The sequence below is a fragment of the Geofilum rhodophaeum genome, from assembly GCF_002210225.1.
In the GTDB taxonomy this organism is placed as follows: domain Bacteria; phylum Bacteroidota; class Bacteroidia; order Bacteroidales; family Marinilabiliaceae; genus Geofilum; species Geofilum rhodophaeum.
The window spans coordinates 314,621-338,831 of record NZ_MWUJ01000002.1; the positions used below are offsets into that span (position 1 = coordinate 314,621).

Annotated in this window: 23 protein-coding genes and 1 tRNA gene; 20 read left to right on the forward strand and 4 right to left on the reverse strand. The window is 47.4% G+C overall.

Annotated elements, in window-relative coordinates; translation table 11 throughout:
* The first annotated feature begins 1 nt into the window (after position 1).
* Positions 2–1,552: an AbgT family transporter gene (locus B4W65_RS03745; protein ID WP_088653777.1), complete on the forward strand. Its 1,551-nt coding sequence runs from the start codon at positions 2–4 to the stop codon at positions 1,550–1,552.
* A 116-nt stretch (positions 1,553–1,668) separates the two neighbouring features.
* Positions 1,669–2,388, forward strand: coding sequence for a hypothetical protein (locus tag B4W65_RS03750; RefSeq protein WP_088653778.1), 720 nt, complete (start codon positions 1,669–1,671; stop codon positions 2,386–2,388).
* Here the strand turns inward: B4W65_RS03750 and B4W65_RS03755 are convergent.
* Positions 2,337–3,272: a CPBP family intramembrane glutamic endopeptidase gene (locus B4W65_RS03755; RefSeq protein WP_088653779.1), complete on the reverse strand. Its 936-nt coding sequence runs from the start codon at positions 3,270–3,272 to the stop codon at positions 2,337–2,339. The two genes, B4W65_RS03750 and B4W65_RS03755, sit on opposite strands and share 52 nt — an antisense overlap.
* A gap of 227 nt (positions 3,273–3,499) precedes the next feature.
* Between B4W65_RS03755 and B4W65_RS03760 the strand changes: the two genes are divergently transcribed.
* The 7 genes from B4W65_RS03760 (at position 3,500) to B4W65_RS03790 (ending at position 10,969) form a co-directional block, all read left to right on the forward strand.
* Positions 3,500–4,213, forward strand: a complete 714-nt coding sequence (locus B4W65_RS03760) for an ABC transporter ATP-binding protein (protein WP_205741209.1) — start codon at positions 3,500–3,502, stop codon at positions 4,211–4,213.
* A gap of 4 nt (positions 4,214–4,217) precedes the next feature.
* On the forward strand, positions 4,218–5,465 hold the full coding sequence (locus B4W65_RS03765) for an ABC transporter permease (RefSeq protein ID WP_088653780.1): 1,248 nt from the start codon (positions 4,218–4,220) through the stop codon (positions 5,463–5,465).
* 52 nt (positions 5,466–5,517) lie between these two features.
* Positions 5,518–6,792 carry an ABC transporter permease gene (locus B4W65_RS03770; protein ID WP_088653781.1) on the forward strand — a complete coding sequence of 425 codons (1,275 nt, stop codon included), beginning with the start codon at positions 5,518–5,520 and terminating at the stop codon, positions 6,790–6,792.
* A gap of 51 nt (positions 6,793–6,843) precedes the next feature.
* Positions 6,844–7,926, forward strand: a complete 1,083-nt coding sequence (locus tag B4W65_RS03775) for an efflux RND transporter periplasmic adaptor subunit (protein ID WP_088653782.1) — start codon at positions 6,844–6,846, stop codon at positions 7,924–7,926.
* A 13-nt stretch (positions 7,927–7,939) separates the two neighbouring features.
* A complete protein-coding gene (locus tag B4W65_RS03780) occupies positions 7,940–9,277 on the forward strand; it encodes a TolC family protein (RefSeq protein WP_088653783.1) in 1,338 nt (445 codons plus the stop codon).
* 72 nt (positions 9,278–9,349) lie between these two features.
* The gene (gene tsaB, locus B4W65_RS03785) at positions 9,350–10,045 is read left to right on the forward strand and encodes a tRNA (adenosine(37)-N6)-threonylcarbamoyltransferase complex dimerization subunit type 1 TsaB (protein ID WP_088653784.1); all 696 of its coding nucleotides are present in this window, start codon (positions 9,350–9,352) and stop codon (positions 10,043–10,045) included.
* Between the two features lie 126 nt (positions 10,046–10,171).
* Positions 10,172–10,969 carry a DUF3108 domain-containing protein gene (locus tag B4W65_RS03790; RefSeq protein ID WP_088653785.1) on the forward strand — a complete coding sequence of 266 codons (798 nt, stop codon included), beginning with the start codon at positions 10,172–10,174 and terminating at the stop codon, positions 10,967–10,969.
* A gap of 12 nt (positions 10,970–10,981) precedes the next feature.
* Here the strand turns inward: B4W65_RS03790 and larE are convergent, their stop codons facing one another.
* Entirely contained in the window at positions 10,982–11,785 is an 804-nt protein-coding gene (larE, locus tag B4W65_RS03795; RefSeq protein WP_088653786.1) for an ATP-dependent sacrificial sulfur transferase LarE, read from the reverse strand.
* Between the two features lie 75 nt (positions 11,786–11,860).
* Between larE and B4W65_RS03800 the strand changes: the two genes are divergently transcribed.
* From B4W65_RS03800 to B4W65_RS03820, 5 genes are all read left to right on the forward strand, one after another.
* A complete protein-coding gene (locus B4W65_RS03800; RefSeq protein ID WP_088653787.1) occupies positions 11,861–12,106 on the forward strand; it encodes a YkgJ family cysteine cluster protein in 246 nt (81 codons plus the stop codon).
* A 77-nt stretch (positions 12,107–12,183) separates the two neighbouring features.
* The gene (gene frr / locus B4W65_RS03805) at positions 12,184–12,747 is read left to right on the forward strand and encodes a ribosome recycling factor (RefSeq protein WP_088653788.1); all 564 of its coding nucleotides are present in this window, start codon (positions 12,184–12,186) and stop codon (positions 12,745–12,747) included.
* 195 nt (positions 12,748–12,942) lie between these two features.
* Positions 12,943–15,216 carry an endonuclease gene (locus tag B4W65_RS03810; protein WP_088653789.1) on the forward strand — a complete coding sequence of 758 codons (2,274 nt, stop codon included), beginning with the start codon at positions 12,943–12,945 and terminating at the stop codon, positions 15,214–15,216.
* Positions 15,217–15,282: 66 nt separating this feature from the next.
* Positions 15,283–15,852, forward strand: a complete 570-nt coding sequence (gene efp / locus B4W65_RS03815) for an elongation factor P (protein ID WP_088653790.1) — start codon at positions 15,283–15,285, stop codon at positions 15,850–15,852.
* A 144-nt stretch (positions 15,853–15,996) separates the two neighbouring features.
* Positions 15,997–17,226, forward strand: a complete 1,230-nt coding sequence (locus B4W65_RS03820) for a PP2C family protein-serine/threonine phosphatase (RefSeq protein WP_088653791.1) — start codon at positions 15,997–15,999, stop codon at positions 17,224–17,226.
* On the opposite strand, the gene B4W65_RS03825 is transcribed toward B4W65_RS03820, so the two are convergent.
* Complete coding sequence (locus tag B4W65_RS03825; RefSeq protein ID WP_088653792.1) at positions 17,223–18,686, reverse strand: sensor histidine kinase; 1,464 nt, start codon at positions 18,684–18,686, stop codon at positions 17,223–17,225. The genes B4W65_RS03820 and B4W65_RS03825 overlap by 4 nt on opposite strands.
* A 459-nt stretch (positions 18,687–19,145) precedes the next feature.
* Here B4W65_RS03825 and B4W65_RS03835 point away from each other — a divergent pair, with 459 nt between their 5' ends.
* The 5 genes from B4W65_RS03835 to B4W65_RS03855 all read left to right on the forward strand — a co-directional run bounded on the left by B4W65_RS03835 (position 19,146) and on the right by B4W65_RS03855 (position 22,874).
* A complete protein-coding gene (locus B4W65_RS03835; RefSeq protein WP_262487798.1) occupies positions 19,146–19,658 on the forward strand; it encodes a restriction endonuclease subunit S in 513 nt (170 codons plus the stop codon).
* Between the two features lie 65 nt (positions 19,659–19,723).
* A complete protein-coding gene (locus B4W65_RS03840; RefSeq protein WP_088653795.1) occupies positions 19,724–20,560 on the forward strand; it encodes an agmatine deiminase family protein in 837 nt (278 codons plus the stop codon).
* Between the two features lie 123 nt (positions 20,561–20,683).
* A complete protein-coding gene (locus B4W65_RS03845) occupies positions 20,684–21,403 on the forward strand; it encodes a hypothetical protein (RefSeq protein ID WP_088653796.1) in 720 nt (239 codons plus the stop codon).
* A gap of 416 nt (positions 21,404–21,819) precedes the next feature.
* Complete coding sequence (locus tag B4W65_RS03850) at positions 21,820–22,380, forward strand: Panacea domain-containing protein (protein ID WP_088653797.1); 561 nt, start codon at positions 21,820–21,822, stop codon at positions 22,378–22,380.
* 2 nt (positions 22,381–22,382) lie between these two features.
* A complete protein-coding gene (locus tag B4W65_RS03855; RefSeq protein WP_088653798.1) occupies positions 22,383–22,874 on the forward strand; it encodes a hypothetical protein in 492 nt (163 codons plus the stop codon).
* Between the two features lie 405 nt (positions 22,875–23,279).
* Here the strand turns inward: B4W65_RS03855 and B4W65_RS03860 are convergent.
* Positions 23,280–23,363: transfer RNA gene (locus tag B4W65_RS03860), tRNA-Leu, on the reverse strand.
* Positions 23,364–23,481: 118 nt separating this feature from the next.
* On the opposite strand from B4W65_RS03860, the gene recO reads away from it, so the two are divergent.
* Positions 23,482–24,207, forward strand: a complete 726-nt coding sequence (recO, locus tag B4W65_RS03865) for a DNA repair protein RecO (protein WP_088653799.1) — start codon at positions 23,482–23,484, stop codon at positions 24,205–24,207.
* Positions 24,208–24,211 lie beyond the last annotated feature (4 nt).

Here is a 24,211-nt window from a genome sequence, read left to right on the forward strand (position 1 = left end):
GATGAGTAAGCAAAAGAAGAATGTGCCGGAGCAGCATACGGCCGCCAGCAGTGGACTGTTGAAATGGATTGAATTATTGGGCAATAAACTGCCCCATCCTTTTTGGATGTTTGTGTGGATCAGTGTGTTTATTGTGGGACTGAGTGCCGTGGCTGCTTTGTTGGGACTGAGTGCCGTTGATCCGGGGACGGGAACGGAGGTGGCTGCGCGAAATTTGTTGTCGGGCTATGGTCTGCGTCGTTTTCTGGAAGAAATGGTGACCAACTTTGCTTATTTTGCTCCCTTTGGTCTGGTCCTCGTTATGTTGATGGGGGTGTCGGTGGCTGAGAAAGGGGGACTCCTGCCCATTGCTCTGCGTACCATGGCCTTTGCCGTACCTCGTAAGGTGGTGCTCCCGGTCATTTTTATCATTGGCGCCTGTGGCAATATTGGCTCCGATGCCGGTGTGGTGATTGTGCCGCCCATTGCCGCGCTGATTTTTATGCAAATGGGGCTGCATCCCATTGCCGGTCTCATTGCCGGCTATGCCGGGGCTACGGCGGGTTTTACCGCCAACTTTTTTATTGCGGGGACCGATGTGCTGTTGGCCGGAATCAGTACCGATGTGGCTGCGCGTATTGATCCCACGATGGAGATCAGCGCCACCGCCAACTGGTACTTTATGATCGTATCCACCATCATGCTGGGTTTGGGCGGAGCCTTTGTGGCTTCACGTTTTACCATACCTGCCTGTCGCAATTTGGCCATTGGCGACGAGGGCGTTAAGGCTTTTGAAACCAAACCGGAGCTTACAGCGCTTGAGCGTAAAGGTCTGATTTATGCAGGCTGGTCGGCCCTGGCTGTTGTACTGGTGGTGTTGGCCCTGTTGGTTCCGGAGGGAGCTCCCTTACGCAATCAGGAAACAGGGGGCATTGTGCCTTCGCCGTTTTTGCGGGGACTGGTGCCCATTTTATTCTTTTTCTTTGCCATCCCCGGCTATGTTTATGGTAAGATTACGGGGTCTATTAAAAAACCCGATGATTTGCTGAAGCTGATGGAAGCCGGGATGAAGGATCTTTCGGGCTATATTGTTCTGATGCTGGTGGTGGCACAGTTCATTAACTTTTTCAGTTGGAGTCGCCTCGACACCATTTTGGCCATTAACGGGGCCCATTTTCTGGAGGCCAGCGGTCTCACCGGCCCCGTAATGTTCACCTTGTTTATGATCATTGTGGCCTTCCTGAATATTTTTATTGGCAGTGGTTCGGCCAAATGGGCCATTTTTGCGCCCATTTTTATTCCCATGCTGGCCCAATTGGGCTACAATCCCGCTTTTGTCCAGTTGATGTATCGGGTGGGCGACTCCATTACCAATGCTGTGAGTCCGCTCTATATTTATTTTCCGCTGCTTATTGGCTGGGTGAGGAAGTACGACAAAAACGCCGGCATTGGCACCATCTTGTCGCTGCTTATACCCTACAGCGCTGTATTGTTTGTGATGTGGGTGGTCTTGCTTTTTGTATGGTATTGGCTGGGTTTGCCGATCGGGGTGGGCGAAGGCATTTATCTGTAGCTTGAAAATCAGGGCTTTGTTTGGAAAAGTTTATTTTTTTAGATATTTTTCAAGCCGAGCTCTGACCCCCATAAAGCAAAATATCAGAAGTCAGAACCATTAATACCCTTAAACGTATGCCGTACCGTCGCTTGCCCAATACCGATCAGGCAAGATTGCGTGCCTTAAAGGCAGCTGTGCGCAAAGCAGCTGATTTGAGTGTTCGTGAATTGGCTTTTTCTCAAAGTACCCTATTGCAATTGAAGGGCTTTTATCCTCATTTTGAGCAGGTCCTGCAGCAGTACCAGCACAATCGTGAGCGACAGGCCGGTATTGGTAAACTTCTGGGTGAGCATTTTAAGGCGGCACGACTCTACGTATCGCACTTTCTGCAAGTGCTTAACTTCTGTATTGCGCGGGGCGAACTGAAGCCCCAGGTCCGTAAGTTCTTCAACATTGATCCCGGGCATCGCTCGGTTCCTGAAATTGGGACCGAACAACAACTCTTCGATTGGGGGAAGGTGGTAATTCAAGGTGAGGAGGCGCGGATGGCCACCGGGGCCACGCGTATTTATAATCCTTCCCTGGCCATGGTTAAGGTGAAGTACGAGAGGTTTGAGGAGACTTATAATTTGCACAAGGATTTGTTGGCGACTTCCACGAAGCTGATGGAGAAAGTGGCCGAGTTTCGTACGCAGGCCGATCGACTCATCATCCAGCTCTGGAATGAAATTGAAAGTTTCTATGACCACCTGGAGCCGGTGGAACGCCGCAGACGTTGCAGTGATTTTGGCGTGGTCTATGTCTATCGCCCCTCGGAGAAGGAAGACGTGGCCGGGGGCACTGCCCTGGATTGATTTTTTTTCAGCAGCATAAGAATACCTCCAGTCAGTACTCCACTCAGCAGCAGCAGCCAAAGTGCGGGGGCGCTTTGTTCCATGCTTAAGGGATTCACATCTGGTTGGGAGAACCGGTAATAGTAGAAGAGAAACAGGGCCAGCAGGTTGTTGATGAAATGGCCGGCGACGGGATACCAGAGACTTTTTCCGTACAGGAGAAGATAGCCCAGGAGGGCACCGAGAAAAAGGCGCGGGAAAAAAGTCAGGAACTGTAGGTGCATGGCACTGAAGAGAAGGGCCGTCAGCCAAATGGCTGTGTGCGGTCTGCCCAACCAGCGCTGCAGCATAGGCTGCAGGCTGCCTCGAAACAACATCTCTTCGCCCAGGGCAGGCAGGACGACCATCATAAGCAGGTTGAGAAGCAGGGGCATGGTGCCCCGGGTGTCCAAAAAGCGGTAAAGGGTTTTGTTGACTGTCTCCTCCGACTGGTGCATCCATTCGCTGAGTCCACGCAGGCCTTCGGGCAGGGTGGGCTGTAAGGCCTCACTGGCCAGCCAAAGGACCAGAGGCTGGGCCGCAATAATCAGGCATATGGACAGGAGGAGGCCCGGCACTGAAGGTCTTTTGAAAAACAAACCGGTGCGGAGGCTGTCTGAAAAAAGGCGTGCGGCCAAAAGTGCCGGAACAATAAAGAGTCCTACACTTTGCAGTACTTGCAGGTACTTGAGCTGAGGCAAAGATGGTTGACCCTGCATCCAGGCCTCCCATAGGGTAGTTCCACCAAAGGGCAGCAAAAGCAGCATGCCCAAAAGGCTTACAACAAAAACCGAAACGGGCATTAACAAAAGGAGGATAAGCAGCTGAAGAAGCGGGTGGCTGTTTTTGAATGGGGCGTTGGACATCTTACTTTCTTTTGTTTTTGTTTCAAAACTAACAATTTTCCGGATATGTACGGGGGCGGACAAAGCCCTGTACGATATCGTACAGAATGTTGGTGGATAAGTGTGGGTTTTTCCTTGTTTGACGCGGATTGTAAAGCTTTTATCTAAAATATGCAGCTCTTTTCAATTTGTGGCAAGATAGTTGTTTAAAGTTGCAACGTATTGTTAATACCCTAATATTAGTTACGATGAGTAAGTCCATAATCCGCGTGGAGGCCCTGCACAAATCCTATGTAAACGGCAAGAACTCGCTGCATGTCCTGAAAGGTTTGACGATGAATATTCAGGAAGGAGAGATGGTTTCCATTATGGGCTCCTCCGGCTCAGGGAAATCGACCCTGTTGAATGTTTTGGGCATACTGGACAATTACGATGCAGGCAGCTATCATCTTGATGGAATCCCCATTACGCGCATGAATGAAACCAAAGCGGCACGCTACCGGAATCAATACATTGGTTTCGTTTTCCAGTCCTTCAACCTGATCTCTTTCAAGAATGCTGTCGAAAATGTAGCACTTCCGCTCTATTACCAGGGCGTGAGTCGAAAAAAACGCAACGACTTAGCCCTCGAATACCTCGGGCGCATGGGCTTACGGGAATGGGCGCACCACCTGCCCTCGGAGTTGTCGGGGGGACAAAAACAGCGTTTGGCCATTGCCCGGGCGCTGATTTCCAAGCCAAAGATGATTTTGGCAGATGAACCCACCGGAGCGCTCGATTCCCAGACCTCTCGAGAGGTGATGGAGCTGCTTAAGGAGGTTAATCAGACCGGGATAGCGATGGTAATTGTAACGCACGAAAACGAGATTGCGGCACAAACCCGCCGCATCATTCGCCTGCGCGACGGCATCATCGAATCCGATGAGGTAAATGCTGATTTTCAAACGCTGCCGAACACCTGAAGTTATGTTGGACTATTTGGAAGAAATATTGACGACCCTTAAGCAGAATAAGCTGCGAGCCATAATGACCGGTTTCAGTGTGGCATGGGGTATTTTTATGCTCATCATTCTGTTGGGCAGCGGCAACGGCTTGCAGAATGGGATGGAGTTTGGGTTGCGGGATATTGCGCAGAATGCCATTCAGATATGGCCCGGACGCACCAGTATCGAGCACGAGGGGCTGAATAAAGGTCGCCGGATACAGTTTACCAACGAAGACGTGGAGTTGTTGCAGCGTGATTTGCAGGGAATTAAAGATGTAACCGGTCGCCTTTATCTGTGGTCCGAAGTTCCCCTTACCTATAAAAATGAATACAGCGATTATACCGTTACCTGTATTACCCCTGCCTATTACCGCATTCGTTTGCAGGATCTGGTGAAGGGGCGCTTTATCAACGAAAACGACCTGAAAGAAAGTCGAAAAGTATTGGTTCTTTCTAAAAGTATTGTCGAGCAGCTTTTTGGGGACGAAGATCCCATTGGTGAATTGGTGAAAGTGGGAGGTATTCACTTTAAGGTGATTGGCGTCAGCGCCAATCCTACCGACGAAAGCGCTAAAGATGCCATGATTCCCTTAAGTACCGGGCAGCGGGTTTTCAACGGCAGTCACAATTTGAGCAATCTGGCTCTGACCACTTCTTATCAAACCATTGCCGAAAACAAGCAGGTGGAGGAAGAAGTACGTTCTTTCTTAGCCCGAAGACATCGGTTTTCAGATGAAGACCAGGAAGCACTAAATGTATGGAATACCATGGAGTCGGTCACCCAGGCCCAAGGGGTATTTAACGGATTGCGACTCTTTATTTGGGTGGTGGGCATCATGACCATCATCGCAGGAATTGTTGGCGTAAGCAACATCATGATCATTTTGGTGAAAGAAAGAACCAAGGAGCTGGGCATTAGAAAGGCCTTGGGCGCGAGTCCCTGGAGTGTTGTTCAGCTGGTTTTGTCCGAATCGCTCTTCATCACCGCAGTAGCCGGTTTTATGGGCATGCTTTTAGGAATGGGGGTGCTGCATGGGGCCAGTGTGATTTTGCGACAAGTGTATGAAGGCAATCCCAACATACGCAATATCTTCTACAATCCCTCGGCCGATTTTGGCGTTGCGCTTTCCGCCGCGGTTGTGTTGGTGGCAGCGGGCTTGTTGGCCGGTTTTATTCCTGCACGAAAAGCGGCTTCCATTAAACCCATTGAAGCCTTGCACGATGAGTGATTGGTTTTTTACACCCACGTTTTTTTGAATTGTCGTACTTAAAACAGCAAGCGTGTTTGATCAAGACAGATGGCAGGAAATATTTTCTGCAATTAAGCAAAACAAGTTGCGCAGTGCGCTGACTGCCTTCGGGGTTTTTTGGGGCATATTTATGCTGATAACCATGACCGGAGCAGGCAATGGCCTGGTCAACGGGGTAACTGCCGGTTTTAAGCATTTCGCCACAAACAGCGCTTTTGTGTGGACCAGCAACACCACCAAACCCTACAAGGGGTTTCGGCAGGGGCGTCCCTGGAATTTTAACAATGAGGATATGGCCACCATTCGTCGGGAGGTGCCTGGGGTCGATTTGTTGGCGCCCAAACTGCAGGGATGGAATTTGAATCAGGGAGAGAATGTAATTCGTGGACTGCGTACCGGTGCTTTTAATATAGTGGGTGAAGTACCCGACTTCAATCGGATAGATCCCAACGAAATGATTTACGGTCGTTTCATCAACGAAATGGATGTGGAGCAAAAGCGTAAGGTTTGCGTCATTGGCGAACGGGTGTATGAGGTGCTTTTTGATAAGGACGAAAATCCGGTTGGTGAATACATCAGAGTGAGCGGGGTTTGGTTTCAGGTGATTGGGGTAGCGCGATCTCTTAATCCCAATGTTCAAATCGGGGGCGATAAAAAGGAGCTGGTATCCTTGCCCTTCAGCACCATGCAACAGTCCTTCAACTACGGCAACGAAGTTCATTTTTTTGGTTTTACCACCAAGTCCGGTTACAGCGTTTCTGAAACAGCCGATGCGGTAACACGTCTGCTCAAGGTGAAACACTCGGTGGATCCCGATGATCTGGAGGCAACCGGCAATTTTAATGTGGAGGAAATGGCAAAGACCATGAACAATATGTTTTTGGGTATTAATTTGCTGATATGGATTGTAGGGATTGGAACCCTTGTGGCGGGCGCCGTTGGGGTCAGCAACATAATGCTGGTTACCGTTCGGGAGCGGACCAAGGAAATTGGTATACAGCGTGCCATTGGCGCGCGTCCGTGGACCATCATCAGTCAAATTTTAACGGAGTCGGTTTTTCTAACCACTCTGGCAGGCTTTCTGGGCCTGGCCTTGGGGACCTTGATATTATCTGCCGTCAGCACCGGCCTCAAAGCCGCTGCCGCCACCTCCGAAGAGCCCATATTTTTTCAAGACCTGAATATCGGCTTAGCGACGGCCCTGCTGGCCCTGGGCGTGCTGGTATTAACCGGATTCTTTGCGGGACTGATTCCCGCCCGTAAGGCGGTTCGGGTAAAGCCCATTGAAGCCTTGCGTCACGAATAACACAACTGCCATCTTATAAACAACTAACGCCAAAGACTAAAATTGAAAAGCATGAAGCGTATTATTAAATTTACCATCCTGCTGGTTTTTATCGCCCTGATAATCTGGGTGTTCGTTTATCTGTACCAGCAATCTAAAACCGCTCCGGTGGTTTACGAAACCGAAACACCGGTCACCACCAACATCCTGCGTAAAACGGTAGCTACCGGATCGGTAGTGCCCCGTAAAGAAATCGCCATTAAGCCTCAGGAATCGGGTATTGTTACCGCTGTTTATGTGCAGCCCGGAGAATTGGTGAAGCAGGGAGACGATTTGGCCCGCATACAAATTATTCCAGAGATGGTGCAGGTTAATGAGGCCGAAAATCGGGTTAATAAGGCCCGTCTGGCCTTTGCCAATGCCGAGAAGGAGTTTGAACGTATTCAGCAGTTGTACGAACAGGAGGTGGTGGCCTTGTCCGATTTCCAAGCGGAAGAATTACATTTTAAAAGTTCCCGGGAGGATCTGCAGGCTGCAGAAAACCACTTGCAGTTGATTCAGGAAGGGGTAACCAAACAAATGGGCAGTAAGACCAATACCGTGATTCGATCGACCATTTCGGGGATGGTGCTGGATGTTCCGATTGAGGAGGGCAACTCAGTGATCAAGAGCAACAACTTTAATGATGGTACCACAGTAGCCATGGTAGCCGATATGGGCGAAATGATTTTTGAAGGGATGGTGGACGAGACCGAAGTGGGGAAGTTGAAGGAAGGGATGCATTTGGTGATGACCATAGGCGCTATTGAGAATGAGATGTTCGATGCCTATCTGGAATACATTTCACCCAAGGGGGTGGAAGAAGGCGGCGCCATTCAGTTTGAAATTAAGGCCGCCGTGGAGTTGAAAGACAATCGCTTTATTCGTGCCGGCTACAGTGCCAGTGCCGACATTGTATTGGATCGCCGCGACAGTGTGTTGGCCATTAATGAAAAGGTTTTGCAGTTCAGCGGCGACTCGGTGTTCGTGGAGGTGGAAACCGCTCCACAGGTCTTTGAAAAGCGTCTGGTGAAGACCGGCTTGTCCGACGGACTGAACATCGAATTGCTGGAGGGGCTTGAGGCCGAAGAAAAAGTAAAAGTTCCTGTCATCTGATAAAAGTCTGATCATGCAAAATAAAATATTTAAGGTCGTACTGCTCTTGCTGTGCGGAGCACTTTCGGTGGGGGCGCAAAGTCCCACCGATGGGAGCTGGACCCTGGAGCAGTGCATAGAACACGCGCTTACGCACAACCTGAGTCTGAAAAGGCAGGGCCTTCAGGCCAATCAACAAGAGCTGCAGTACAAACAGACTCAGTTGGATCGTCTGCCCAATTTGAATGCCAACTCCAGCTTCAGGACTTCCAGTGGAAGTGTTCGTATTGAAAACACCTTTGAGTTGGTGGATGTGACCACGCGGGATGCCAATCTGGGGCTGTCCTCTTCTACGGCTTTGTTCGAGGGTTTTACCCGCAGAAATGCAGTGAAAAAGGCGAGGACCGACTTTGAGGCGGCCCGCATGGATGTAGAAGCGGCCGGTAACGATTTGGCTTTGGGCATTACGGCCATGTACATGCAAATTCTTTTTGACCGGGAAATGCTGGAGACCGCCAGAGTTCAGGAGGAAACGGTGCGGATGCAGGTGGCGCAAAGTGAGAAGATGGTGGCTGCCGGAAAGTTGCCCGAAGGTGCACTCCTCGAAATGCAAGCCCTTGCTGCCAGGGAGTCCTCCTCGGTCATTCAGCTTGAAAACCGCCTGATGCTTTCCTTGCTCGATTTGGCACAGGCTCTGGATTTGGAAGATGTTGGTGCTTTTGATGTGCTGTACCCCGAAGTGGAGGAGCTGTCTTTAGAGCATCTTCAGGATGCTTCGACGGTTTACACCATGGCCGTGGGGAGTCTTCCCCGCATTGCCGCCGCAGAATTGCGTTTGGAGAGCAGTCAGAAGCAGGTGGATATCGCTAAGGGTTATTTGTGGCCGCGCTTGTCCCTCAACATGGGGTGGAGCACTTATGTGAATCGCTTTAAGGGACAGCAAAACTTTGACTTCAGTCAAAGCTTCAGCGACAACGCGTCTCAGTATTATGGCCTGAGCTTGAACATTCCTATTTTCAACGGTTTGTCGGCCCGCAACAACATTAAAAACGCCCGTATTGGGGTCTTGAACGCCCAGTACAGTCTGGAAACGGAGCAACAGGCCTTGCGTAAGGACATACAGCAGGCGGTGGCCGATGCACAGGCGGCTTACCGACAGTTTTTGGCCGGAGAGGCTGCAGTTGATGCTTATCGGGAGGCTTTTCGCTATACCGAAAAGCGCTATGAGGTGGGTATGGTCAATGTGGTCGACTATCAGGTCAGCAAGACCGAGTTGCTGAATGCCGAGTCGGACTACCTGCAGGCCAAGTACACCTTTTTGTTGCGCAGTAAAATTTTGGATTTTTATCAGGGAAGGCCCTTGGTGCTGTAACAGCTTCTTGAATACGGTGGTGGAGGACTCGCCGATAATTGTTAACTTTGGTCTTTTCAAAACGCTCGGAAAATGGCGCTTATTCTTTGTATAGAGACCTCCACCACCGTTTGTTCGGTGGCTTTGGCGCACGATGGCCAGGTTTTGGTCGCTCGCCGTGAAGATCTTCCCAATTCCCACTCCACGCGCTTAACAGTACTCATCGAGGAGCTGATGCTGGAAGCCGGGTTGTCGATGGACGAGCTGGCAGCAGTAGCTGTGAGTAGCGGGCCCGGTTCTTATACCGGACTCCGTATTGGGGTGTCGGTGGCCAAGGGTTTGTGTTTTGCCCTGCAAAAGCCATTGCTGGCCTTCTCTTCACTGGAGGTGCTGGCAGCGGCTTTTTTGCAAAGTGGAAACGGTCCTGAGGATGGGGCCCTGTTGTGCCCTTTAATGGATGCCCGCCGCATGGAGGTTTATACCGCCTTTTTTAACAGTGACTTGCAGTTGCAGGGCGATATTCGTGCCGAAATTGTAAGCGGAGAAAGTTTTGCTGACGCCTTGCAGCAGGGTCCGGTCTATTTCTTTGGGGATGGTGCGGCCAAGTGTCGCGAAGTCCTCACGCACCCCAATGCCCGATTTGTAGATGATGTGGCACCTCTGGCTGCGGCTATGGCACCCCTGGCTCAAGAGCGTTATCGTCAGAAAAAGTTCGAAGATGTGGCCTATTTCGAGCCATTTTATTTGAAAGCCTTTCAGGCCACAGTGCCCCGGAATAAGGTTTTTTAGAGCTGTAGCTGCATGGTTATCAAGGCGATGTATTGGCTCTTTGTTTTTTGGCATCTCTTTTGCAACCTTGCGCCTATACCTTGGGTACAAGTTTGTGCGTAGAGGAGATAATTAATACAGGCAAATATGAAGAAGAGCATAGCGATAGTTTTGGGTTTGGGGTTACTCCTGTTTTTTGGTGGGGGACTTAGTGCGGGACAAGCTCCAGGGCAGTCTGTTCCACGGTCTTTTGGACCTGGAGAGGAGTTGCATTATGGAATGCGCTACGGTTTTATTCGTGGCGGTGGCGGCACCTTGTCGGTGAAGGATACGATTTGGAACGGTCAAAGGGTCTACCACCTGGTGGGTTCGGCACACACTTCAGGTCTGGCCGACAAGATTTTTCGGGTGCGCGACGTGTACGAGAGCTTCTTTGATCCCTACACCCAATTGCCTGTGAAGTCGGTGCGCAACATCAGTGAGGGACGTTACCGTTGGTACAACGAGTCGTTGTTTGAGCATGGTGCCGACTCGACCCGTATTTTGAGTCAACGCAGTGGCGAGCATTATGTAAAGCCCAATATCCTGGATATTGTGTCTGCCTTTTACATCGGTCGCGAAAAGCATTTTAACGACCAGATGAAAATTGGAGAGATAATAACGCTCCATACCTGGTTTGCCGATGAGGAGTTTCCCCTGCGCATCCGTTACCGGGGCCTTGAAGCCATCGATACGAGTTTTGGCAAACTGGAATGTTACAAGTTTTCGCCGGTCACCGAGGTGGGCCGGGCTTTTGAGACGGAGGACGATATGCACGTATGGATCACCCGCGACGCCAATCGTTTGCCGGTACGCATCCGCTTCAACTTAAAAGTGGGTTCCTTTGTGTGCGACCTGGAGCAGTTCCGTGGCCTCAAGAATCCCTTTTCGAGTTTTGTGCCTTAAGTGCCTTAAGACTTATTTGCCAATGAGGCGGTTGAGTTTGCCGGATATCAGTCCCTCTTCATCAATTTGCGCATCGCGGAAGCCAAATGCTTTTATTTGAGGCAGGAGTATGGACCAGTGGTTTTTCAGCTCAGTGAGCTGGGCCGTGGGGACTTCTACTTTGGCGAGGTCGCCAAAGTAGCGCACCCGCGCATCGGCAAAGCCCTCCGAAGCCAGCAAATCTTCCGCTTTTTCCACCAGGGCCAGTTTATCCACCGTAATGGCCTCCCCGTAGGGGAAACGACTGCTCAGGCAGGGACTGGCCGGCTTGTCCCACACTTTTAATCCCACTTCGCGGGCCATGCGACGAATGTCGTCCTTATTCATTTTACACTCGGCCAGGGGACTGCGAGCCGCGTATTGATCCGCCGCCTTGAGGCCCGGCCGGTAATCGCCCCAGTCGCTGGTGTTGTTGCCGTTCACCAAAACAAAGTCGGGATACTTTTCACTGCGGTAGCGGCCCATTTCGGTGTAGAGCGAACTTTTGCACCAAAAGCAGCGGTCCACCGGATTTTGCCGGTAATTGGGGTCTTCTATTTCATTGGGATGAATCACATCGTAGCGAATGTCGTTTTCTTCGCAGAACTTTACCGCCAGTTCAAAATCGCGCCGCTTTAAGCTGGCCGAATCGCCAATGAGGGCAATGGCCTTGTCTTTAGGCAGGGCCTGCCGTGCCGCCCAGGCCACCAGACAACTGTCCACCCCCCCCGAAAGGGCCGTTAATACGCCGTGGTGGGACTGAAACCAGGAGATGAGCTGTGTATATTGTTTGTTCATGACTTACAAAAATTGGTTTGGAGGGCTAAAAATAACAAAAGAATTATAGTTTTGCAGCACTTTAATACCTCTAATATGGAATGTAGACCCCATTGTGCTGCTTGCTGCATTGCCATCAGTATTTCGTCGCCCATCCCGGGTATGCCCAATGGCAAACCGGCCGGAATGCCCTGCATTCACCTTACGTCGGATTTGCAATGCGGCATTTTTCATTCGCCCGATCGGCCCCGGGTTTGTGCCGGGTTTAAGCCCGAGCCGCTGGTCTGCGGCACCAACCGCGACGAAGCGCTGGCCATTTTGTCGGCCCTGGAGAGGGACTGATGGGCACAAGAAAATGCGCATTTAACTCTTTTTTCCTATATTTGCGGCAAAGCAAAACCTACTAAAACACTACCACCATGGAAGATGAAGTTAAGTTAGTCCTCGAAGACGCTACCGATAAGATGGACAAAGCCCTGGATCACCTGGATCGAGAACTGTCGAAGGTTAGAGCCGGCAAAGCCAATCCCAAAATGCTCGACGGCGTAATGGTCGACTATTACGGGGCAATGACTCCCCTGGCCCAGGTGGCGAACATCAATACCCCCGATCCCCGCACCATTGCCATTCAGCCCTGGGAAAAGGGTATGATACCTGTTATCGAAAAGGCCATTATGGCAGCCAACCTGGGCATGAATCCCGACAACAACGGCGAGCTGGTACGCATTAATGTGCCGCCTCTGACCGAGGAACGACGCAAAGACCTGGTGAAAATGGCAAAAAAATTGGCCGAAGACTCCCGCATTGGCATTAGAGGCGCCCGTCGTGAGGCTATGGACGAGTTTAAGAAATTACTCAAAGAGGGTTTGCCCGAGGATATGGAAAAGGATGCCGAAGATCAGGCACAAAAGCTGACCGACCGCTACATGAAGAGGGTAGACGAGATGTTTGAGGCCAAGGAAAAAGACATTATGACTGTATAAAAGTTTGATTTTTAATAAGCCGTAATTACAGCCGCTCCGCAAGGGGCGGCTGTTTTTGTGTTAAGTATTTATTATTTAACAAGTCAATTCTTGTGTAGGTTTTTCCGGCAAAAAAAAATAATCTAACTTTCCATCCGATTTTACAGCCCCAATGTAGTATTGTTTTATTCTTATGCGTTTTAGCTCCTTTGCCCTATGAAAAAAAACAACTTTAGCGTCAAATACCTGGTGCTGCTGGTCCTCCTGTTGTCCCTGGCCTCCAAAGGCTGGTCACAGACCCTCGCCTACTGGAATTTTAACGACGGCCCTTCTGACAATAACGTTAATTGGCCGACCACTGTGCCTGCAGATTTGGGCAGTGCAACCTTAAGCCACAACTTTGCTAATGTGGTTTCTTTTGGGGGCACGGGCATTAACGGCGTCGAAAGCGAATTGGCAGGCGGCAGCTTTTGTCCCCAGGGCGGAGAGGCCAACGGCAACAACGGAAAGTGGCTGCAATTGGAGGTCCCCGTTCTCGCTTCAGGCAGTATCGCCCTAAGCTATGCCAGCAGGCGTACCAGCACCGGCTTTACTACGCACCAAATCGACTACAGTACCGACGGCAGTACCTGGACCACCCTGGAAACCATTGATATTTCGGGCTGGGGCAACAGCTGGGTGGCCGGCCAGGTGGTTGAAGTCGTTCTCGACGGTTTGCCCGGGATGTACAATAATGCCGACTTCTCCATTCGTATTGTAGTGGATGGGGCCAGCAGCACCTTGGGCAATACCCGCATCGATAATCTGCGTCTGGAGGCGATGGAGGGCTACGTTTCCACGGAAGCCAGGTTGAAAGCGTGGACAGTGGGCGGACTGGATGTTTTGGAATTGGAGGGACTCGAAGTGGCCGATGCCGGCAGCGAACCGGGAGCAAGCTTGGTGGTAGAAGATTTTTCGGGTTTTGCAGGTACCCTGCCCGAGGCCTTAAGTCCCACAGCCGCGGTAGAGCTGCAGCGCAACGGTCAAGCAGTTGCACCCGACGCCTGGGCGCAACTGGTACTGGCTGATGGCGACGAATTGGTGCTTACGCTTACTGCCGAAGATCCCTCATTTCAAAAGATTTATAAATTAACCTTACAACAGGCCGCCTTTGTAGAAGGCCTGGAAATCAGTGGTCAGTTGTACGCCTTCAGGCAGGTGGAGGCGGGACAGCGCTCCGATGTGCAGTTTTATTATTTGTCGGGCGGTGGACTCACCGCGCCGGTGTTGTTGGAAGCGCCTGAAGGTTTTCTGATTTCGTTCGACTGTGAAGTGGCTTATGCTTCAAGTCTCAGTATCAACAGCAGCGACTTCAATCAGAAGCGCATCTTTGTCCGTTTTGCACCCGGAGAGACGAAGGCCTACAGTGGACACATCGTGCACAGTGTAGGGGCAGCCGAAACACAAGTAGCGGTCAGCGGCAGCGGCATTGCTTCCCGTATTCCGGATGGTTATTATGGCGGAATCGACGGAACGGGACGCGCGTTGATGCAGCAATTGCATCAGCGGATTAACGACCACAATGTATTTACCTACAGCGATATCTGGAATATCTTTGGCGACGCCGATTTGAAATTTGATGGAAAAGTATGGGACATATACGGCACGCTGGAATGTGAAAGCAGTCCCTATACCTATACCCTGGGTGAGGACCAGGACCGAGGAACCAACGTAAGCGAGGAAGGGCGCTTTTACAATCGTGAACACAGCTGGCCCGTGAGTTGGTGGGGAGGCAGTCAAACAGACACCATGTACACCGATGTGCATCATATTTTTCCCAGCGACAAACTGGTCAATGCCCAGCGCGGCAATCAGTCCTTCGGAGAAGTGGCCACCCCTCAGTGGACCTCTTTGAATGGGAGTCTGCTGGGGCCAAATGTGGCCGGCAACACCTATAACGGCTTGGTCTTTGAGCCCCACGATGCTTATAAGGGCGACCTGGCCCGCGCCTGGTTTTATATGCTTACCCGCTACATGCACCGTAGCCCCGGCTGGAGCAGTCAGAACCTGATTCCTCCCATTCTTGATGGCAGCGCCTGGCCGGCGTTGGAGCCCTGGGTCCTGGAGATGCTTTTGCAATGGCACGAGCAAGACCCCGTCAGTCAAAAGGAGCGCCTGCGTAACCATCAGATTTTCCTTTTGCAGGGCAACCGCAATCCTTATGTGGACCATCCCGAATGGGTGGTCGCCGTCTTTGACCATACAACCGGTGTCGAGCAAGAAGCCCAAACTGTTTTAAAGGTCTATCCGAATCCCTTTAAGGATGGACTACATTTGCAGACGGATACCAATCTTCCGGTGCGGGTTGAGGTCTTCAACGCCATGGGGCAACGCCTCCTGGCAAGGGAATGGAAGGGAGAACTGCTCTATACGGGAGACTGGCCCCCGGGCCTCTATTTGATGGTACTGACGCGAGGAACGGAGCGTCAAAGCATTAAGCTGCTTAAATAAGGGTGGTTTTTCAAGGATTTGCCTTATTTTTGCAGCCGAAAACAAATCATAACGAAGCATATTAATATGGCAACAACGGCAGATTTTAGAAACGGGATGTGCATTGAGTTCAACGGGCAATTGTGTACCATTGTTCAGTTTCAGCATGTGAAACCTGGTAAAGGCCCAGCCTTTGTACGTACCAAACTCAAGAGCATTTCCACCGGCAGGATTCTTGAAAACACCTTTAGCTCTGGAGTTAAAGTCACTGAAGCCCGGGTAGAACATCGTCCGCATCAATTTCTTTATAAAGACGATATGGGTTACCACTTCATGAACAACGAAACCTTTGAGCAGCTTTCCATTGAGGAGTCTCTGGTAGAGTCGCCCGATTTGATGCGCGAAGGACAGGAAGTGGATATGGTGTATCATGTGGATACCGAAACACCGCTTATGGTTAACCTGCCACAGTTTATTGTTTATGAGGTGACTTATACCGAGCCCGGTGTACGTGGCGATACGTCTTCAACCAATTCCCTGAAACCTGCCACCATCGATACCGGTACTACCATTATGGTTCCCCTGTTTATTGAGCAGGGTGAGCGCATTAAAGTAGACACTAAGGAGCGCAGCTATGTGGAGAGAGCCAAAGAATAGCGCTTTGTAATTTTGAATAAGACGGAAGCAGAACAGCGGCATTTTTATTTGCGCGGTTCTGCTTCTTTATTTGCAGCAAAAGTTTGGCACACAATATTAAATTTTTGTAAATTTCGTTCAACGCTAAAAGCTGAACCGGGATAGATGATTACACAGACCAGAAAGAGAAGAGTCAAACTCTATAAAGACCGCCTCAACATACTGCTGGATTTGGCCCAAACCATTAATGAGGACCATAGTGTTGAAAGTCTGCTGGCTGAGTTTGAAATCTTGTTGCGTGAAGAATTGGATGTGGGTAAGGTGCTGGTTTATACCTGTTCCGACGGAGTGTGGCACAATCTGCTCATCTCCGGGGTGCGCCCCGAAGAGGTGAAGGGGATTGATGTAGAGCGTGATTTGATGAAATATCAGGCGATTGAAAACATCACTCTTTCGCCACCCGAGCAGCTGCGGGGTTTTGACGCCATTATTCCGCTTTTTCACCGCTTTAGATCCATCGGCTACCTGCTTATCGGCGACGTGGATGAAGATTATAAGGGCATCAGTCCCACCATCAAGCATTTGAAGCTGATACAGATTATTGCCAATCTGATCATCGTTTTTATTGAGAATAAGCGCATGCAACAGGCCCTCCTGGAGCAGGAAGTGATGCGTAAGGAGCTGGAGCTGGCATCACGCATACAAAATCAGTTGATTCCGGGCCCGGCCGATTTGCCCAGTCACAAAAACTTGTCCATTCATACCATTTACCAACCTCACCTGGGTGTGGGGGGCGACTATTACGACTTCCTGCAAATTTCGCGTAATACCATAGGATTTTGTGTCGGCGATGTTTCCGGCAAAGGGATTGCAGCGGCCTTGTTGATGTCTAATTTTCAGGCCGTTATTCATTCCGTATTCAGCGCCCGAATGAACCTTAAGAAGTTGGTTCACCAGCTCAACCGACGCGTCAACGAAAGCGCCAATAATGAAAAATTTATCACGCTTTTTATTGGGAAATATAACTTGCTGACCCGTAAGCTTTCCTACATAAATGCAGGGCATTTGCCGCCCCTTTTGTACGATGCCCGAAAGGGGGGCATTTTTTCGCTGGACAAAGGGTGTATTGGCCTGGGAATGCTGGACGAAATACCGGCCATTGAAGTGGGCCGACTGACCATTCCGCAAGGCTCCAAGTTGTTGGCTTTTACCGACGGGCTGGTAGAGTTGGAGCGTGGGGATGAAGTGACCAACGGACAATTATCTCTGGAAAAAATCCTCTCTTCTCCTGTTTCCATGGCCGAAAATATTGTGGAGATAAAGGCATACATCCAGGAACACATGAGCCGAAAATCCATCTTCGACGATATTTCCGTTATTGGAATGGAGTTCTAGTGCCGCCCTTCCTGGTCGTCCAGCTCATGAACCAGGGTTTTTAATTCTTCCGGGTTGTGGGGCAGAAAGACTTTTTGCAGCGGATGCGAAAAGTAGAAACTTGTTCCTTTGCTGACTTGGGTGTCCACCCATATTTCGCCACCCATAAAGCGGACCAGGTGCCGGGCAATGGTCAGACCAATTCCAGTGCCGCCATAAAGTTTTTCTCCTTCGTGCTGGACCTTGTAGAAGCTGTGGAAAATGCGTTCCGCATCTGCATCCGATAAGCCAATGCCCGTGTCTTTTACGTAAAAAACAAGTTCCTGATCGCTCTCCATGCGATAGCCGAGTTCCACCGAACCCTCCTCGGTAAATTTAATGGCATTGCTCATTAAATTGTATAAAATCTTTCGTAGGCGCAGGGCATCGGTTAGGATGTTTAATCTTTTGTCGTTGCTCCCTTCGTTCAGCTTAATCTCAATATTGTTGCGTCCCATTCGAAACAGTTCTTCTTCGGCGGTAGCACGCAAACCGTTAAGCAGTTGGTGAAGGTTGCAGGGGGCGTATTGTACCTTAAATTGTCCCGTTTCCATTTTGGAAATATCGATGATGTCTTCGACCAGCAGCATCAGATTTCGGGCGTTGTGTTGTATCAAATGAGTAAATTCTTCCCGCTCCCTTTCCTCCAATTGCTTGTTGTTTAACAGGGTCGAGAAGCCCATAATGGCGTTCATGGGGGTTCTGATTTCATGCGACATGTTCGATAGGAAGGCCGTTTTTAAGCGGTCCGACTCTTCGGCGCGTTTGGAGGCAAGCAACAGATCTTTTTGGTCCTTTTGCAAAATGCGTCGGTAGCGCTTTTCTTTATCAATGCTAAAAATCATTCCGTTGAGCAAGGAGAGCAGCGGGGCCAGCGTAATCGTGTTGAGCACCAAAAAACTTACCGATAGATTAATGAAGCTTTTGAGAGATACAGGGGCGAGAAGTTCTGTTTGAATCCATCCCGAATACCAATAAATGCCCACCGCAAGGAGGGTGATGCTGTGCAAAAACAGATAAAGTAAGCCATAGATTGCTCCGGCCATAGTGGCCGCCATCACCGATGAAGCAAATAAAAAGAGCAAACCGCCCATAAGATGCATACCCTGGAGCAGCAGAAAGGAGCCTGTTAGGTACAGTGCAAATAGGATCCACCCGATTCGGAATCGGATCGAAAGTGCCGGTAAGCCCAAAGCGATCAGGGTAAGGACGAACACGGCAGACAAAAAAATAAAGAAGCCTACCTGTCCGCCGAGTAAGAAGTTTAAACCATAGTAAAGATATAGGGCAATGCCAAAGAAAACGGTAGCCAATGAAAAGTAATGGAAAATGCGTTCGCGCCAATAATCAATTCCTTCTCCCGGAAGGTAGGAAGGGCCAAGGTGCCGGTTAACAAAGGCTCTCAGGTGCCTGAACAGGGTGTTTTCAGATAATTTAGGCATTATGGGGCGCGAACGGTTGTTTTAAATGATTGGCGTGCCCGAGCACAAAGCTAAAGATATACAAATATCCCGAAATCCTGCTTTCAGTCTTTAAAATTTGTAAAAACATGTTGTGTCTTACACCGGTTGGGCTTTGTTGCGACACCATGTGCCGGTCAATAATAAAATCAGCAAAAAAACGCTGTATTCGTCGATGATTTGATTCGTAAATAGTGTGACCTTCAAACCCTTGTGCAAGCTTAACAAACGAAACCGTTTGCAAATTACACATCGCGCATATTATTGATACAGCGCACTTTACGCGAGACTTGTGCCACTTCGTTGTTTCTTTAAACAACTGAATTAATTCGCTATATTTGTTATCAACCTTGGTATTCATCGTATAGTACAATAAGATGTCAGAAATTTATTGTAATATACTTAATATCAAGTTTTTAAGCTGGTTTCATACTGTCTTATATTGAAGAGTATAATTATGTAGGGCTGGAAAACATTGAATCAAATACTGGTCGAATTATTAATTTTTCAAGTACAGAAGGTGAAACTATTAAAAGTACAAAAGTCCGTTTTAAAAAAGGAGCGGTTTTGTATGGCAAACTAAGACCCTATCTAAATAAAGTCTATGTTGCCGATTTTGATGGTATAGCCACAACTGAAATTGTGCCTTTTCAACCACAGAAAGACTTATTAAATACCAGTTTTCTAGCATTTTTCCTTAGAAGTCCAAGATTTGTGGCTCTAGTTAATCAATATACATCAGGGGCGCGAATGCCCAGAGCTACAACAGCTTTCTTTAAAAAAGTTGCTAAGGCTCCAGTTATTCCGCTTAATTCTCAGGAGAAAATTGTAAAAAAGCTTGATGCCTATTCAAAAAGTATTGAAGGTTTATTGCAGGAGCAACGGTCAAAATTAGACAATCTCAAATCTATAAAAGAAAGCATCCTTGACAAAGCCTTTAAAGGAGAATTATAACTTATTCAAAACAAGGTAAGCTCGTTATTTCTGAAATATCTTCCTCGACCTAATGATCTGTAGCAATGATAAACGACGAAAATACCAATAAACTTTACCTGGCTGATACTTTACCGGAGAAATACCCGGCATTTTACAGGGCATTCTCGGAATTGCTTGATAAATGCGGAATTAACCACGAACTGTTAAAAGGAACCAGAGACATTTGGGCAAGAGATTATATGCCGATTCAGGTTGAGAAGAATAAGTTTGTAAAGTTTCAATATACCCCGGACTACCTAAACTACAAGAAGTACCAAAACACCATTTCGGATGTAAGCACCATCTGGAAACAAATTAACAAGCCGGTAGAAGAAACTGACATAGTGCTTGATGGCGGCAATGTGGTTCACCGAAACAATAAGGCCATTCTGTGTGACAAGATTTTTAAAGAGAACCCCAAGTATTCCAGAAAGGAGCTTAAATCTAAATTGCGAAAGTTCCTGAAGGTTGACCAGCTCATCCTGGTTCCTCAGCAACCATCTGATGCCATCGGACATGCCGATGGTATGGTTCGGTTTCTGGACGATTCCACAGTTATTATCAATGATTACTCCAAAGAGAAAGAGCACTTTCAACGAGCTTTCAAATTAGCACTCGACAATGCGGGCCTTGATTACATAGAAATACCATATCAGCCATACGATAATACCAAAACTATTCAGGCAAACGGGATTTATATTAATTATTTGCAGGTGGGTGAGAATATTATAATGCCTACGTTCGATAAGGATGATGATAAGGGCGTTTTAGGCAGTTTTAATGAGCTATTTCCAAATGTCGGTATTCATTCCATCAATAGTAGTGAAATTGCTAATGAAGGCGGGATTTTGAATTGTATTTCGTGGAATGTGGAAGAATAAGGCATGTTCTCGGTGACTTTGCGGTTCGACAATGTATAAATTAGGATTTTCTTGATAAAGTCAGGATTAAGTAATAATTTCTTTTCAATTAAATTCTGAATTACTTATCATGAAAATCAAGCAATGGAAGAAGAAAAAATCTACAATGAACTTAGACACCTTAGAGCTTTACTGTCAATTGTTGTTGGAAGTCAGGACTTGCCAAAGGTAGAACAGTTTTCAAAAGAGGCAATAAAGAAGGCAGCAACGGAATTCCGCAAACTTCAAACAGAGAGAGGGGAATGGATTCCCGGAGATGAAATGTCGAAAATTATTCGCTCAGCTCCTTATGGAGCAGGAAAGTTTATCATAGAGAGATTCGAGTTCAAAAATTACTTTACCCGTGGAAAACGACACTATTTCAACAGGAAAGATTTGGAGGCACTTAACAAGGAGCTAAAAAAGCGAAAAGTTAATCTGGAGAAGTACATTGAATTTGAACAAGACAAAGAGAAATTCCACAATTATTTAGAACAAGCCAGGCAAAACAAAAAGAAACGTCTGCGTTTTGAAATACCAGAAGATTTAAAAGACATCAATAGTCAACCATATAATCATCCTCCCAGAGAAAAAGTCTTAAAGCATATTGATATGCTGATGGAAGAGTTTGAAAAAGATAAACTGGTTGAATACATTGATATTTTCCAGGAAAATTATGCAATGGTTAAACATATTTATTGGTTTGACCGATACCTGGATCCTGTAAAACGAAAGCAGTGCGATAAATGGTGTTTTGAATTCAATTACGCACAAACAGCATTAAAAGAAATTAAGAAAATCAGGAGTGAAGTGGTATATAAGTAAGCCGGTGCGGCTGCATGGATATTCCGGAGATTCAAACATGAACTTCCGGGATTTAAATGTTCAATGAGGATTAAAAAATGGAAGAGAGATAAAAAATAAAGTGTGTTATAAACCCAGTCATGTTATGTAAGAGGTTGGTTATATGAAAACATCTTATGCTGTTTCATCTCCAAAAGTCAGTTTTACGATATGCCTGGAAGGCCAGTTATTTTGGCTGAATCAGGCAGGGGGAAAGAATATTCAGAAAAAACAATTATAAAATATCGACTAAAATAAATTGGCTTGCTATTTGCATTATGCAAATGAATTAATAATTTTATATTACTTTTGCACGCTTAAAACAATAGGCTTAATTATAAAATAAACCTATTGATTGCCTATACGTTATAACAGGTAACCCCTAAATCATTTCGGCTATGAATGACGATATCTTAAAAATGAAAGCTGCATTTCTTTATGTTGTTTCTGCTTTCGAAGGAGTTGATATCTTGCGGGCATTCAAGATTTTATATTTTGCTAATAAAGAACATCTTGCGTTATATGGCAGACCAATAATTGAGGATGAATTTTGTGCTTTGCCAAATGGACCAGTACCTTCAAAGATTTATGACGCGGTAAAATTAGCTCAGGGAAAAAGTCGTGTATTTCAAACTGAAGAAATAAGGGAACTAGCAAACTCAATTTCTACCGGAGGAGATGATGATTTAGATTACGTTATTTATGGGAAACAAGCCCCGGATATGGATGAATTATCCAAGTCTGATGTCGCTTGCCTGAAAAAATCTATTGAAGAAAATAAAGGTCTTTCTTTTAAACAACTTTCTGATAAATCTCATGATTATGCATGGGACAAGGCATGGAAACAACAGCCAGCATCAAAAATGGATATCTTAGATATTGCCAGAGCTGCCGGAGTAAGTAATGAAATGTCAGAATACATTAAAGAACAATCAGAAATTGACGCTATTTTGAGTTAATTATGAGTCCTTCCCTTGGAGACCTTTTAAACAATAACGAAGAAAGAGAAAATCAGATCAATCAAGCGCTTGTTGTTGGAAGCGTATTTAAGATGACTCTTTCAAAAGAAGAGGGAGTAACTCCTAAAAACCCAGGGGATGTCACTCGGGATAAATTATTTGTTGTAATTGGATTTGATGAGGATAAAATCATTGGGGCCCTTCTTATTAATTCAAGAGTTAATCGCAATCTACCTGATAGCTTAAAAGACCTTCAATATCCTATTTCTGCGGCAGATTATGACTTCCTGGATCACAATAGTCACGTTGATTGTAGTTCCATTAAACCCATAAGAATTAATAAATTCAAAGAGCAGTTTGATTGGAAGAATTCATTCTCACCAATAAAGGAACAAGATCTTGAGCTTATTATTGGGGCTGTAAAAGAATCTCCATCAGTTACACCAAAGATTTTGAAGAGATTTGGGTTGGTTGATGAGGGTAAAAGCAAATAACATACAAATGAATTGAGGGCCGGGTTTTCCGGCCTTTTTTATTGTGAATTATGGACGAAACTCAAAAACAATTCCAAAAAGCACGTTGAAAGTATCGCAAAAAAGATTTTAACAATGCGTTCCTTAAATCCCTACTTAATTGGATTTGTTGAAACCAGGGAGCCAACATCTGATTTTCTTAGATACCCTATTGAACTTCTTTATCAATCTGCCTGGGAAAGTGTAAACTCCGAGGAATAAGAAAAGACCCATTAATTAACAACCACTTTTGGTCTATCATGCAGAGTGATTGGGTTTTTTTTAAAACTTTTTGCAATAAGAATGATGATTTCAGAATTCGCTATCAATCCACTATCGTCTAAAAACAAAAAAGCCTGACAATCAACTTGTCAGGCTTTTTCTGAGTACCCAGGGCCGGGATCGAACCGGCACGATATTGCTATCACTGGTGTTTGAGACCAGCGCGTCTACCAATTCCGCCACCTGGGCCTACTACTTTAAGAACTTTGCGGGTGCAAATATAGGGTTTTGGTACATTGCCTCCAAACAAATCAACGCCTAAGATCGAAAAATAAATCATTATTTTTGCTTGCAAAGCGGCACGCCAATGATACACAAAACAGAAGGGATTGTATTAAACCATGTTCGTTTCGGCGAATCGGGGGCCATTGTGCGCATTTATACCCAGCTGTATGGCTTGCAGAGTTATATGGTCAACGGGGTGTATGGCAAACGACGCAAGGGCAATATTGTACTGATGCAGGCGCTTAACCGTTTAGAGCTGGAGGTGTATCACCACAACAATAAGGACATACAACGCATCAAGGAATTTAGAACACTTGCGCCGCTACAACGGATTCCCTTTTCTCAAACCCGTCGCGCCCAGGCCTTTTTGCTGACCGAGTTGTTGTGGCGCATTCTTCGGAATGAGGGCCCTGCTCCGGATGTTTATGCTTTTTTGGAAGCTTCCATCCTCCGGCTCGACAGAGAGCAGGAGGGGCTGGAGAACTTTCACCTGTGGTTTTTGTTTCAATTGGCGCGTTACCTGGGTTTTCAGCCACACGACAATTATAGTGAAGCGTTTTGTTGGTTCGATTTGAGCGAAGGCTGTTTTGTGAACAGGGAGCCCGCGCATGCCCACTATCTTAAGCGCGATTTGAGTCTTCGCATTCATCAGATCGGGCATCTGGGCTTGGATGAACTGTCTGCCATCTCTACCCGCCTCGACGAGCGGCGTTCCCTGCTCGATGCCCTTCTGTTGTATTATGAGTTGCACCATCCCGGATTGGGGCAGTTGCGCAGTTTGCCTGTATTGAAAGAGCTCTTTCAATAGCTGG